Raw genomic sequence first — 12521 nt, 5'->3', positions numbered from 1 at the left:
CGGCTTCGATTAAGTCGAAGCACCCTGCTCCAGCGGTTTTGCGGCGCCATGGGCGCGGTGCAAACGTCCGGCCACCGCCCTTACCTTGCCCGGCGACGCCATCCAGACCGCGAAGGTCGCGAGGAAGCTGACTGCGATTCCAAGGGCAAATGCAGGCGTATAGGTACCAAAGTGGTCGTGCAGGACACCTGTCACCAAGGGACCGGCGGCGCCGCCGGCCAGCGCGGCCAGCATGAGCGTGCCGAAAATGCTGCCAAAATGCTCGCCCTGGAAAATCTCGGAAACCACGGCGCCCATGATGGACGTCACGCCATAGCCCAGCAGGCCCTGCGAGATCACCATGACATAGACGAGCGCCAGACTCGGCACGGACTCCAGCGCAATCAGGGACGCAAAGCAGATTGCGAAACCGACACCGCTGACGGTCCAGATCCATTCGCGGCCGATGCGATCGGACAAATGGCCCAGAAATATCTGGCCGGGCACACCGAACAGACTGACCATACCGAGCGCCCAGGCGGCGACACCCGGCGTGAAGCCGATGTCGAGCAGATACTTGGTTTGATGGACCTGAACCGCGTACCAGGCATACAGCCCGCCGAACAGGCCGAGTGCGAGCCACCAGAACCGCGTCGTTCGTATGGCGCGTGCCAGCGTCCAGTCGATACTGGCCCAAACCGGATCAACCACATTGGATACATGTTTCGCCGACGAGGTCGGCGCCTGATCGCCATCCGGCAAGAGCCCCATGTCCTGCGGGCGTTTGCGCAACAACAAATTGATCGGCACGAGCACGACCAGCACCACGAGCCCGACCGCTGTGCAGGCGGTGCGCCAACCCGTCTGCTCGATCATCACCTGCACCCAGGGAAGCACGGTCACAGACCCGATGCCGACGCCGGCGAATGCGAGGCCGACCGCGAGGCCACGCTTGCGGCTGAACCAGTTCGGCAGAAACAGCGATTGTCCGGAATAGCCGAGGCAGACGCTGCCTGCGCCGACCAGAACGCCGATGGTCATGTACAAATGCCACGGCTGCGTCGTCAGCGGCGCCAGCAATAGGCCAGCAGCCATCAGCACGGTGCCAAGTTCCATGACGGCTCGCGGGCCGCCGCGGTCCATCAGTCTGCCCATCAGCGGGCTCATGATCGCGGAAATCAGGAAGCCGAATGAAAAGGCACCGGCGGTGACGCCACGGTCCCAGCCGAACTCCTGGAGAATTGGCGGGAAGAACAGCGAGAACGATGTCCGCGCATTGACCCCGATGGCCATGGAAACGAACGTGACGGCGACGATGACCCAACCATAGAAAAACGGTAGCCGCATCGGATGATGCCTTTTTTATTGGACGCATTCTGCGTCAAAGCTTTTTGATCGCACCCTCCGTAACCGAAAAGCGCAATCCATGCTGGTATATAATTATATCTACAACTTTAAACTTTTTAAGAATAGTTAAGCATCGCCGCTACTGCCGAATTTTCCCGTCCGCATTCGGCCTGACCGGACGCGGCAATCTGGCGTCACGCCTGCGGCAGGATTTTCCCGGGATTGAAGATATTGTCGGGATCGAGTGCCTTCTTGAGCGCCCGCATCGCGTCGAGCGCCTCACTGCCCAGTTCGGCCTGCATATACTTTTGCTTGCCTTGCCCGATGCCATGTTCACCCGTGCAGGTGCCCCCCATCGCCTGCGCCCGTTGAGCGAGGCGATGCATGAAGTCCTCAGCGCGGGCGACCTCGTTGGCATCGTTGCGATCGCAGACCATCGAGCAATGAAAGTTGCCATCGCCGACGTGGCCGACGATGGGCGCCAACAGGCCAAGCCGTGCGAGATCCTCTTCCGTCGCAGCGACACATTCCGCGAGTTTGGAAATCGGCACGCAGACGTCGGTGGCCGCGACGTCGGAACCCGGCCGCATGCTCTTCACCGACCAATAGGCATCGTGACGGGCCTGCCAGAGCTTGGTGCGATCTTCCGGCTTCGTCGTCCAGGAGAAATCGCCACCGCCGCATTCCAGTGCGATCTCGTGAAAATTTCGCGACTGCTCGGCCACTTCGGCCTCGCTGCCGTGGAATTCCAGCAGCAGCAGCGGCGTTTCCGGCAGCGTCAGCTTGGAATAGGAATTACAGGCACGAACCTGCGCCTCATTCAGCAGCTCAATCCTTGCAACGGGAATGCCGGTCTGAATCGCGAGAATCGTCGCCTGACAGGCACCTGCCACCGTGGCGAACGAACATGACGCGGCAGCCATGGTTTCAGGAATGCCACGCAGCTTGACGGTCAGCTCGCTGATGATGCCCAGCGTGCCTTCGGCGCCAACGAACAGATGCGTCAGGTCATAGCCGGCAGAAGATTTCTTCGCGCGGGTGCCCGTCTTGATGATCTCACCATCGGCGCGCACGACCTTGAGCGCGAGCACGTTGTCGCGCATCGTTCCGTAACGCACCGCGTTAGTGCCGGAGGCGCGCGTCGACGCCATGCCGCCAAGTGACGCATCGGCACCGGGATCGATCGGGAAGAACAGGCCTTGATCGCGCAGATTTTCGTTGAGCGCCTTGCGCGTGACGCCCGGCTGGATCACGCAGTCGAGGTCTTCGCTGTGCACTTCCAGAATCTGGTTCATGTCGCGCATGTCGATGCAAATGCCGCCTGCCGGCGCATTGACCTGACCTTCCAGCGACGTGCCGGTGCCGAATGCGATCACCGGAACTTTGTTCGCTGCACAAATCCGGACTACGTCCTGGATATCCGCGGTTTCCTGCGCGAACACGACGCCATCCGGCGGCTGGTTGGCAAGCCATGTCGTGGTATGGCCATGCTGCTCGCGAACCGCCTGCGACGTCACCAGCCGATTGCCAAAACGCGCCGTCAGCGCTTCAAGCGCCGTGGCCAAGGCCTTCGGCTCCGGTCGTTTCAAATTGTTCGCAATGCTAGCCACAGCAGTCCCTCCGACGCGGCGGGACCGTGGCAAAGGTTGTATAACGGGTCAAGAGACGTGAGAGCGGGACAGGAATTACCGATGATTGAGCCAACCGACGATCTGCTGCAACCCGTCCCTTTCCGGGCGCATGTCATGCAGATCGAACCGCAATGGATCGACTATAATGGCCATCTCAACATGGCCTATTACAACGTGCTGTTCGACCGGGCGATCGACGATCTATGGCTCAAGATCGGGATCGGTCCCGAATATATGAGGGCGCGCAACAACTCGACCTTCACGGCCGAATGCCATGTTCGCTATGTCAGGGAAATCCATCTCGGTGATCCCGCGCAGGTGTCGATCCTGGTTGTCGCTGCGGACGACAAGCGCATTCACACCTTCAAGGAGTTGCGCCACGCCACCGATGGATGGCTGTCGGCGACGTCGGAAAACATGACGCTCCACATGGACATGACGGCCCGGAAGGTTGCGCCGTTTCCGCCTGATATCAGCGCCCGCGTGCAGGCGCTGGCCAATGCGCACCGATCCGTAGATCGCCCCGAGGGCATCGGCCGATCGATCGGGATGCCCTCGAAGAAATAACCGTCAGACGCGCGTGCGGCCGCGGACGAGGCCCACAACGGCCGAAATCAGGAACAGGACGAGGGCGATGAAGAAGATCGCCTTGGCGATTTCGATGGAGGCGCCGGCGACGCCGCCAAAGCCGAGAATGCCGGCAATGAGAGCAATGACGAGGAAGGTAACGACCCAGCTGAACATGGCACAAACCTCAGTTTTTGGTTTTTGACGCGGCATTCGCCGTCGCGCTTGATGCTGAAACAAGCCGGAGCGAAAACGAAAGTTCCCGACCCACGTACCAGCCAGCATCACTGAAACGAGAGCGCTCCTGCCTGCCAACGGGCGTCAGATGAGCCCCATGCGGGGATAAGTCTGTCGCCAGAAGCCTCTCGCTCCTATATGCCCTCCTATCCTGCTAAGAAGGCTCCCCTTTAAGGCCCCACGGTGCCAACGTGGGCGGAATACGATTCGCATGAGTGACGCACGCAAAATGCCCGCCAACGATCTTCCTGCCTACCAGCCGGCGGCGGGCGGCATTGGCGCGCGTGCGCGCGCTGCTGCGGTGCCAGCGGCACAGTATCTGAGCGGGCTCAATCCGGAGCAGCGCGACGCCGTCGAGACGCTCGACGGCCCTGTCCTGGTGCTCGCGGGTGCCGGCACCGGCAAGACCAAGGTTCTGACCTCGCGGATCGCCCACATCCTCAGCATGGGCCGTGCGCGGCCCGGTGAAATCCTGTCGGTGACCTTCACCAACAAGGCCGCGCGCGAGATGAAGCACCGGCTCGGCATCATGCTCGGCCAGGCGGTTGAAGGCATGCCGTGGCTCGGCACCTTCCACTCGATCGGTGGCCGCATCCTGCGCACCCATGCCGAACTGGTGCAGCTGAAATCTAATTTCACGGTGCTCGACACCGACGACCAGATCCGACTGCTCAAGCAGCTCCTGCAGGCTGACAATATTGACGACAAGCGCTGGCCGGCGCGGATGCTGGCCAACCTGATCGACGGCTGGAAGAACCGCGGACTGACGCCATCGCAGGTGCCGTCAGGCGAAGCCGCCGTGTTCGGCAATGGCAAGGGCGGCAAGCTCTACGCCGCCTATCAGGATCGGTTGAAGACACTCAACGCTGCGGATTTCGGCGATCTCCTGCTGGAATGTATCAGGCTGTTCCGCGAACATCCGGACGTGCTGAAGCAGTATCAGCAGCGCTTCAAATATATTCTCGTCGACGAATATCAGGACACCAACGTCGCGCAGTATCTGTGGCTGCGGCTGCTGTCGCAGGCGCCCGGTCAGCGCTTGCTGCCGGAAGCGGACGCGCCATCGGCAGACAGCAAACCGGCCGTGCCACTCAAAAACATCTGTTGCGTCGGCGACGACGACCAGTCGATCTACGGCTGGCGCGGCGCCGAGGTCGACAACATCCTTCGCTTCGAACATGATTTTCCCGGCGCCAAGGTCGTCCGGCTGGAGCGCAACTATCGTTCGACCGGCCATATCCTCGCCGCCGCCTCGCATCTGATTGCGCATAACGAAGGCCGCCTCGGCAAGACGCTACGCACCGAGGACGTCGATGGCGAGAAGGTCACCGTCACCGGCTCGTGGGATTCCGAGGAAGAAGCCCGCGCCATCGGCGAAGAAATCGAGCAGTTGCAGCGCGAGGGTAACAAGCTCAACGACATCGCCATCCTCGTCCGCGCCTCGTTCCAGATGCGCGAGTTTGAAGACCGCTTCGTCACGCTCGGCCTGCCCTATCGCGTGATTGGCGGTCCACGCTTCTATGAGCGTGCCGAAATCCGCGACGCACTGGCCTATCTGCGCGTGATCAATTCGCCGGCCGACGATCTCGCCTTCGAGCGCATCGTCAATGTGCCCAAGCGCGGCCTCGGCGATGCCACGGTGCAGATGCTGCACGATCATGCCCGCCGGCGTCGCATTCCGCTGTCGGAGGCTGCACGTCAGGTTGTCGAGACTGACGAGATGAAGCCGAAGGCGCGCGGCAGCCTGCGCGACCTGATGATGAGCTTCGAACGCTGGCGCAAGCAAAGCGAAGTGATGCCGCATACCGAACTCGCCGAAGTCGTGCTCGACGAGAGTGGCTACACCGATATGTGGCAGAAGGATCGCTCCGCCGACGCCGCTGGCCGTCTTGAAAACCTCAAGGAACTGGTGCGCTCGATGGAGGAGTTCGAGAACCTGCAGGGATTCCTCGAACACATCTCGCTGGTGATGGACCGCGAGGGCGGTGCAGACGAGGATGCCGTGTCGGTGATGACGCTGCATTCCGCCAAAGGCCTCGAATTCGACAACGTATTTTTACCCGGCTGGGAGGAAGGCCTGTTTCCGCATCAGCGCGCGCTCGACGATCAGGGCCGCGCCGGGCTTGAGGAAGAACGCCGCCTCGCCCATGTCGGCATCACCCGCGCACGCCGCCGCGCCAAGCTCTATTTCGCGACCAACCGGCGCATTCACGGCACCTGGAACACGACGATGCCGTCGCGCTTCCTCGATGAATTGCCGGCGGCCAATGTCGAGATCACGGAATCAAAGGGCGGTTCGGCCTGGGGCGGTGCAGGCAGCTACGGCGCATCGCGCTTCGACAATGTGGAGTCCTTCGGCTCAAGCTATTCGACACCGGGCTGGCAGCGCGCGCAGGCCAACCGTTCACGCGGCGGCGGACAAGGCGGCAGCGGCTTCAGCGAAGGCCAGTCGCCTTTCGGCGGCTCCTCTTCATCGCGAAACAAGCGGCCGATGACTATCGAGGGCGAGTTGATCGCGAAGTCCACCGGCACGGAGTCCGACTTCACGCTGCAGGATCGCGTCTTCCACCAGAAGTTCGGCTACGGCAATGTGACCAAGATCGACGGCAACAAGCTCACCATCGTGTTCGAGAAGGCCGGTGAGAAGAAGGTCGTCGACAGTTTCGTGGAACGCGTCTGACAATGCCGGTCTATATTGCGCTCATTCAGAAGGATGCCAGCGGCACCTTCAACGTTTCCTTTCCCGACCTGCCCGGCATCGTGACCGCCGGTGACACCCTCGATGAAGCCATCGAGGAAGCCGAGGAAACGCTCGAATACGCGGCCGGAGACTGGCGCAATCCGGACGGCTCGAGCGGCCTTCCTACGCCGCGCACCATCGAGCAATTAACCAGCGACCCTGCATTTGCCGATGCGGCCGACGGTGGCACGATTGTCGAGATCGACTACGAAGCCGCAGAATAGCCCTAAAATTGCCTGTTCCGCGATTGCGCCGGCGCATCTTCATTCCTATGTACGCACCCCGCGCCCGACAAAGCCGTTTCGGCTGCGCCGTTCGTGTGTCCCGGTATGACCGCCCGGTCCTCTGCCTTCCCCTTTTCGAACGATCATATCGCCGATGTCTCCCATCATTTCCGTTTCCAATCTGACCAAGAGCTATGCCTCGGGCTTTACGGCCCTGAAGGGTATCGACCTCGATATTAACCGCGGCGAGATCTTCGCGCTGCTGGGGCCGAACGGCGCTGGCAAGACGACGATGATCAGCATCATCTGTGGCATCGCCAATGCCACCTCCGGCAAGGTCATGGTCGATGGTCACGACATCGCCCGGGACTATCGCGCCGCGCGGTCGCTGATCGGGCTGGTGCCGCAGGAACTGCACACCGACGCCTTCGAATCGGTTTGGGCCACGGTCAGTTTCAGCCGCGGCCTGTTCGGCAAACCGAAGAACCCGGCGCTGATCGAGAAAATCCTGAAAGACCTCTCGCTGTGGGACAAGAAGGATAACAAGATCATCACGCTGTCCGGCGGCATGAAGCGCCGCGTGATGATCGCCAAGGCGCTGTCGCACGAGCCGCAAATCCTGTTCCTCGACGAGCCCACCGCCGGCGTCGATGTCGAGCTCCGCAAGGGCATGTGGGAAGTGGTGCGCACGCTGCGCGCCGCAGGCGTCACGGTGATCCTCACCACGCATTACATCGAAGAAGCCGAAGAGATGGCCGACCGCATCGGCGTCATCAACAAAGGCGAGATCATCCTGATCGAGGAAAAGACCAAGCTGATGGAGCAGCTCGGCAAGAAGCAGCTCAAGCTGTATCTGCAAGGCAAGGTCACGGAGATTCCAGCCAGCCTGGCTCACTACAACCTCGAACTGGCAGCGGACGGCCACCAGTTGATCTACAGCTACGACACCAAGAGCGAGCGCACCGGGATCACCAGCCTGCTCGGCGATCTCCGCGAATCCGGCATCCGCTTCTCCGATCTCGACACCACGCAGAGCTCGCTCGAAGACATCTTCGTCAGCCTGGTGAGGAAGTAACATGAACTTCAGAGCTGTCCGCGCCATCTATCTGTTCGAAATGGCGCGCACCTGGCGCACCGTGCTGCAGAGCATCGTTTCGCCGGTGATTTCCACCTCGCTGTATTTCGTGGTGTTCGGCGCTGCGATCGGCTCGCGCATCACCTCCATCGAGGGCGTCAGCTACGGCACCTTCATCGTGCCTGGTCTCGTGATGCTGTCGGTACTCACGCAGAGCATTTCCAACGCCTCGTTCGGCATCTACTTCCCCAAATTCACCGGTACGATCTATGAATTGCTGTCGGCGCCGGTATCTTACGTCGAAGTCGTGCTCGGCTATGTCGGTGCTGCTGCGACCAAGTCGATCCTGCTGGGCCTGATCATTCTGGCCACCGCCGGACTGTTCGTGCCGCTGCACATCCTGCATCCGTGGTGGATGCTGACCTTCCTGGTGCTGACGGCAGTGACGTTCAGCCTGTTCGGCTTCATCATCGGCATCTGGGCTGACGGTTTCGAGAAACTGCAGGCGATCCCGCTGCTGGTGGTGACGCCGCTAACCTTCCTGGGCGGTAGCTTCTACTCCGTCAGCATGCTGCCGTCGGGTTGGCGGACCGTCACGCTGCTCAATCCGGTCGTGTATCTGATCAGCGGCTTCCGCTGGAGCTTCTACGAGATCTCCGACGTCAGCGTCGGCTGGAGCATCGGCGTCACCTGCATGTTCCTGGTGATCTGCATGTTCGTCGTCTGGTGGATTTTCAAGACCGGCTACAAACTGAAAAACTGAAATCGCTGATAACAAAAATGGCCCGGTTTGAACCGGGCCATTTTCATTTCAAATCAATATCCGCTTAGCGATAGCAGCGGAATTTGCCATGGCGGTTGTAATAGCCGCGGCACTGTGTCCGTCGACCCTCGGGAATACCGAGCACGCCCTTGACGCCGCCCACGGCCGCGCCGACGCCAAGGCCAACTGCGCCACCGACCACACCGCCGACCGGTCCCGCGGCGCGATTGCCGTCACGGTAACCTTGGTTGGCCCCCTGCTCACCACCCCGGAATACGCCCTGCGCCTGCGCAAAATGCGGCATGGCGACCAGAGCCAGCACGCCCGCGGCGAACGCCAGGCGGGTCTTCATCGATGAACTGATCGGCAACACAGCGGTCTTAACGGTCATCTGGAGCTTCCCTCTGAGCGACGAGAATTCGCCGCTTGCGATTGTGGGAGGGCAACGCGCGACCTAGGAACCGGTTCCATCTGCCTTCCTGAGAAGCTTCCTATCGCGCATCCTCGGGTCGGGCTGAGCCCTCTTTCGGCCCGGTCGCCGCCTTGGTGCCGCCTAGCCCAACATTAAGGATGCACGAAACTGTCACTGGCACCCGGGTCGCCCCATATGCATATTGGAGGCGGGACGGTAGGCGGTACAACAGGTTACGGCCCGGAGGCCAAGGTAAGATGCGTTCGTTTTATATGACCCTTGCGGGTCTCGCCGTTTTCGCCGCTACCAGCACTGCGCAGGCCAAGATCGCCATTACCGTCGACAAGGATGCCCAGCAGCTGACCGTCGTTCAGGACGGCGTCGAGAAATATCGCTGGCCGGTGTCGTCAGGCATTCCGTCCTACGAGACCCCGAATGGCAGCTTCCAGACATTCCGCATGGAGGAGGATCACTTCTCCAAGGAATTCGACGACGCGCCAATGCCCCATGCCATCTTCTTCACCAAAAAGGGCCATGCCATCCACGGCACCGATTCCGTGAGCCGCCTGGGCTCGCCGGCCTCCCACGGCTGTGTCCGGCTGTCGCGTGAGAATGCTGCGACCCTGTTTGCCATGGTGAAGGCTGACGGGGTGCTCAACACCACCGTCACACTGACAGGCTCCTCGCAGGTCGCCCTCGCCCGCAATCCGCGCCCGGCGAAGCCATCTGCCGTCGCCCGCCGCGACATCGCACCCGCCACACCGTCCTATGACGCCGCCGGCAATCCCATGGATCTCACTCCGCAGGCCGTGGCACCGAACCGCCGCGTCGCGCGTCAGGTACAGCCGGCGGATGACGATCGTTACATCTATCCGGCCGATGGCAATGACGGTCAGCGCTATCCGGCCCCTCCCGGCTATCGCCGCATGACGGAAGCCGAGACCCAGCAGTATTACGCCAATCGCGGCTATTACAGCCGGCAATACCCGCCGCAGGCCTCCGCGCCGCGGCCGTATCAGCCGCGTGGCTTCTTCGGCGACTACTGAGGGGTTAGTTGTCCCCGTCCCGTAGCCGGCGCCACACGGCGCCGAGCACGTTGGAATAATCGTCGGTCCAGACCCGCTGATCGTCGTTCGCCTCGGTCAGGGCCCATTGCGATGACGTCGCGATCGAGCCGACATCGGCGGCGTCATGGGCCGAGATGACCACATTGGTCGAGAAGATATATTCGTTGTCGCGGCCGGAATCCTCAGAATACACCCAGCTCTTCATGTCATTGGCGTCGGCGATGCCGACGACGACGCTAGCGAGTTCGAGATGCCGGTTCGACACATGCATGACGACGGCGCCCTGCGGGGCGAGCTTTTCCTTGTAGATCTCCATCGCTTCCTCGGTCGCCAGATGGATCGGGATCGCGTCCGACGAATAGGCATCGACGATGATGAGGTCGTAGACGCCGTCAGGCTCTTTCGCAAAAGTCAGCCTTGCATCGCCGATCACCGGTTTGACGTCCGGCTCACACTTCTGGATGTAGCTGAAATATTTCGGATCCCTTGCGGTATCGACCATCGACTGATCGATCTCGAAAAACTTCCAGTCCTCGCCGGGCGCCGACGCGCAGGTCAGCGACCCCGAACCTAGCCCGATCACCGCAACGCGCAGTGGCGCACCCTTGCGCGCACGCACCGCAGTGATCGCCTGCCCGATGCCGCCGTCCTTGTAATAGTAGGAGATCGGCTCCGGCCGGCCGGTCACCGGCGTGCCATCGTCGTTGAGATACTTCTCGGCGCCATGGATCGTCGTGCCATGCATCAGCACGTGATACTGGTTGTTCGGCGTCACCACGATCTTGTGCACACCGAAGAAACTGCGCACGGTTTCAACCCGGCCGTCGTCTGCCGGGTAGAAACGGATCAGCGCCAGCGCAAGAACGGTGATCGCCACGAGCTTGAGCCGATCGGCCCTTAGCAGGATCGCAACGATCATGCCGACGACAGCGACGGTGCTGACGACATAGACGCGCTGGGCTTCGATCCATGTAAACAGCTTGCCAGTCGTATAGCTCGGTGCAATCAGCACCACGGCGGCGATGACCAGTGCGATCCAGTACCAGCGCGCCCAGCCGGAATACCGCTCCGGCAAAGACGGCCTGCACAGCACGGCAAATGCGATCAGGATCGGGTATTCCGCGATCCATGAAAATGTGAATGGCGCGATCAGGCCAGCAAACAGACCACCCACCATGCCGCCGAATGAGAGTGCGACGTAGTAGCCCGTGAGATACCGGGCAGCCGGACGCTGCCGGGCCAATTCACCATGGCACGCCATGGCAATAATGAAGAAGCACAACAGATGACCACCGAGGGTCAGCAGCAGATTCTGTTCGCCGCCAACTGCGAGCAGGACAACCACGCCGGCAATTGCGAGAGGCTGCAACATCAGGACCCATGAGTGCGGCAGCAGCGGGCGCGACTGGAACACCAGCACCCAGGTCAGCAGATAAAGCGACAGCGGCAGCACCCAGAGCAGCGGTGCCGCAGCGACGTCCGTCGAGATATGCGCGGTGACCGCGATCAGCAGGCCGGATGGCACAGCGGCAAGGAAAATCCAGCGTGCACGCAGCGCCCAGCTCGGCGCCGGCGCGTCGATGGCATCCGCACCCGGTGCAACGACGGCAACCGGCGGCGACTTCAACAGCAACACGCCGCAGCCGGCGATCAGCAGGATCAGCAGGCCATAGCCGGACGTCCAGATCAGGTTCTGCGTGCGCAGCGAAAACATCGGCTCCAGCAGCACCGGATAGGTCAGCAGCGCGAGAAAGCTCCCGATATTCGACGACGCATAGAGAAAATACGGATCGTGGCCATTGGGATGGCCCGTGCGCACGAACCAGGCCTGCAGCAGCGGATTGTTCGCAGCGAGCGCGAAGAACGGCAGACCGATGGACACAGCGAACAGGCCGAGCAGCCAGAACGCATAGCCACTCTCCGGCGGCGTGCCCCAGCCCGATGCGATGGACAGCGGCAGCGTCAGCAGCGCAACGATGAGCAGCACGAGATGAACGACGATCGGCACCAGCCGGCTTCGCAATTGCATCAGGTAATGGGCATAGGCGTAGCCGCCGAGCAGCAGCGACTGGAAGAACACCATCGCCACCGACCACACCGCCGGCGACCCGCCAAGCCGCGGCAGCACCATCTTGGTGAACAGGGGCTGCACCGAGAACAACAACAGCGCGCTGGTGAAGATCGCCGCGGTATAAATCACCAGAAGAAGCCGATTGCGGGAGGCCGAGTTTGGGGCGGCGACGGGCTGCGACGAACTCATGAAGGCTCCAGCATATTGCGCGGCAGAAAGGCGAGAATCCGGCAGGAGACCGGCGGGCGGGAATGGAGCATATGGCACCGTTTCGGGCAATGCGCGCTAACTATGGAACCACAATCGTGACGGGCGGCCTTGTGCCGCGCGCGCGCCTCTTCGATAAAGAGGGCCCTATTTTCGTTTGACGCGTTTTCTTAATGCGAACCGGTCGCCACTTCGCAAGAA

Annotated in this window: 11 protein-coding genes; 6 read left to right on the top strand and 5 right to left on the bottom strand. The window is 61.5% G+C overall.

Annotation, left to right across the window (positions count from 1 at the left end):
• Positions 1–9: 9 nt before the first annotated feature.
• Positions 10–1326, bottom strand: a complete 1317-nt coding sequence (locus AB8B02_RS05530; RefSeq protein ID WP_439063356.1) for an MFS transporter — start codon at positions 1324–1326, stop codon at positions 10–12.
• Between the two features lie 194 nt (positions 1327–1520).
• Positions 1521–2936: an FAD-binding oxidoreductase gene (locus AB8B02_RS05525; protein ID WP_338117567.1), complete on the bottom strand. Its 1416-nt coding sequence runs from the start codon at positions 2934–2936 to the stop codon at positions 1521–1523.
• An 81-nt stretch (positions 2937–3017) separates the two neighbouring features.
• Here AB8B02_RS05525 and AB8B02_RS05520 point away from each other — a divergent pair, with 81 nt between their 5' ends.
• The gene (locus AB8B02_RS05520; protein ID WP_439063355.1) at positions 3018–3524 is read left to right on the top strand and encodes a thioesterase family protein; all 507 of its coding nucleotides are present in this window, start codon (positions 3018–3020) and stop codon (positions 3522–3524) included.
• Positions 3525–3527: 3 nt separating this feature from the next.
• Here AB8B02_RS05520 and AB8B02_RS05515 read toward each other — a convergent pair whose 3' ends face one another.
• Complete coding sequence (locus AB8B02_RS05515; RefSeq protein WP_439063354.1) at positions 3528–3701, bottom strand: DUF1328 domain-containing protein; 174 nt, start codon at positions 3699–3701, stop codon at positions 3528–3530.
• A gap of 271 nt (positions 3702–3972) precedes the next feature.
• On the opposite strand from AB8B02_RS05515, the gene AB8B02_RS05510 reads away from it, so the two are divergent.
• The 4 genes from AB8B02_RS05510 (at position 3973) to AB8B02_RS05495 (ending at position 8563) form a co-directional block, all read left to right on the top strand.
• Positions 3973–6441, top strand: coding sequence for an ATP-dependent helicase (locus AB8B02_RS05510; protein WP_439063353.1), 2469 nt, complete (start codon positions 3973–3975; stop codon positions 6439–6441).
• Positions 6442–6443: 2 nt separating this feature from the next.
• The gene (locus AB8B02_RS05505) at positions 6444–6725 is read left to right on the top strand and encodes a type II toxin-antitoxin system HicB family antitoxin (protein ID WP_089268248.1); all 282 of its coding nucleotides are present in this window, start codon (positions 6444–6446) and stop codon (positions 6723–6725) included.
• 154 nt (positions 6726–6879) lie between these two features.
• Complete coding sequence (locus tag AB8B02_RS05500) at positions 6880–7800, top strand: ABC transporter ATP-binding protein (RefSeq protein ID WP_089268247.1); 921 nt, start codon at positions 6880–6882, stop codon at positions 7798–7800.
• A 1-nt stretch (position 7801) separates the two neighbouring features.
• Entirely contained in the window at positions 7802–8563 is a 762-nt protein-coding gene (locus tag AB8B02_RS05495) for an ABC transporter permease (protein ID WP_068734061.1), read from the top strand.
• Between the two features lie 64 nt (positions 8564–8627).
• On the opposite strand, the gene AB8B02_RS05490 is transcribed toward AB8B02_RS05495, so the two are convergent.
• Positions 8628–8954: a hypothetical protein gene (locus AB8B02_RS05490; RefSeq protein WP_089268246.1), complete on the bottom strand. Its 327-nt coding sequence runs from the start codon at positions 8952–8954 to the stop codon at positions 8628–8630.
• Positions 8955–9232: 278 nt separating this feature from the next.
• Here AB8B02_RS05490 and AB8B02_RS05485 point away from each other — a divergent pair, with 278 nt between their 5' ends.
• Positions 9233–10021: a L,D-transpeptidase gene (locus AB8B02_RS05485; protein ID WP_175367167.1), complete on the top strand. Its 789-nt coding sequence runs from the start codon at positions 9233–9235 to the stop codon at positions 10019–10021.
• A gap of 4 nt (positions 10022–10025) precedes the next feature.
• Here AB8B02_RS05485 and AB8B02_RS05480 read toward each other — a convergent pair whose 3' ends face one another.
• A complete protein-coding gene (locus AB8B02_RS05480) occupies positions 10026–12302 on the bottom strand; it encodes a fused MFS/spermidine synthase (RefSeq protein WP_439063352.1) in 2277 nt (758 codons plus the stop codon).
• Positions 12303–12521: the final 219 nt, after the last annotated feature.

The organism is Tardiphaga sp. 862_B3_N4_1 (assembly GCF_051811085.1).
GTDB lineage: Bacteria > Pseudomonadota > Alphaproteobacteria > Rhizobiales > Xanthobacteraceae > Tardiphaga > Tardiphaga robiniae.
Note: the sequence above shows the minus strand (reverse complement) of the source record. Positions and strands in the feature narration are given on the sequence as shown.

Excerpts from the sequence above, each read along its gene's own strand:
- AB8B02_RS05485 (WP_175367167.1), top strand. The coding sequence starts at position 9,233 with ATGCGTTCGTTTTATATGACCCTTGCGGGTCTCGCCGTTTTCGCCGCT.
- AB8B02_RS05505 (WP_089268248.1), top strand. The coding sequence starts at position 6,444 with ATGCCGGTCTATATTGCGCTCATTCAGAAGGATGCCAGCGGCACCTTC.
- AB8B02_RS05515 (WP_439063354.1), bottom strand. The coding sequence starts at position 3,701 with ATGTTCAGCTGGGTCGTTACCTTCCTCGTCATTGCTCTCATTGCCGGC.
- AB8B02_RS05500 (WP_089268247.1), top strand. The coding sequence starts at position 6,880 with ATGTCTCCCATCATTTCCGTTTCCAATCTGACCAAGAGCTATGCCTCG.
- AB8B02_RS05520 (WP_439063355.1), top strand. The coding sequence starts at position 3,018 with ATGATTGAGCCAACCGACGATCTGCTGCAACCCGTCCCTTTCCGGGCG.
- AB8B02_RS05530 (WP_439063356.1), bottom strand. The coding sequence starts at position 1,326 with ATGCGGCTACCGTTTTTCTATGGTTGGGTCATCGTCGCCGTCACGTTC.
- AB8B02_RS05480 (WP_439063352.1), bottom strand. The coding sequence starts at position 12,302 with ATGAGTTCGTCGCAGCCCGTCGCCGCCCCAAACTCGGCCTCCCGCAAT.
- AB8B02_RS05510 (WP_439063353.1), top strand. The coding sequence starts at position 3,973 with ATGAGTGACGCACGCAAAATGCCCGCCAACGATCTTCCTGCCTACCAG.
- AB8B02_RS05490 (WP_089268246.1), bottom strand. The coding sequence starts at position 8,954 with ATGACCGTTAAGACCGCTGTGTTGCCGATCAGTTCATCGATGAAGACC.
- AB8B02_RS05495 (WP_068734061.1), top strand. The coding sequence starts at position 7,802 with ATGAACTTCAGAGCTGTCCGCGCCATCTATCTGTTCGAAATGGCGCGC.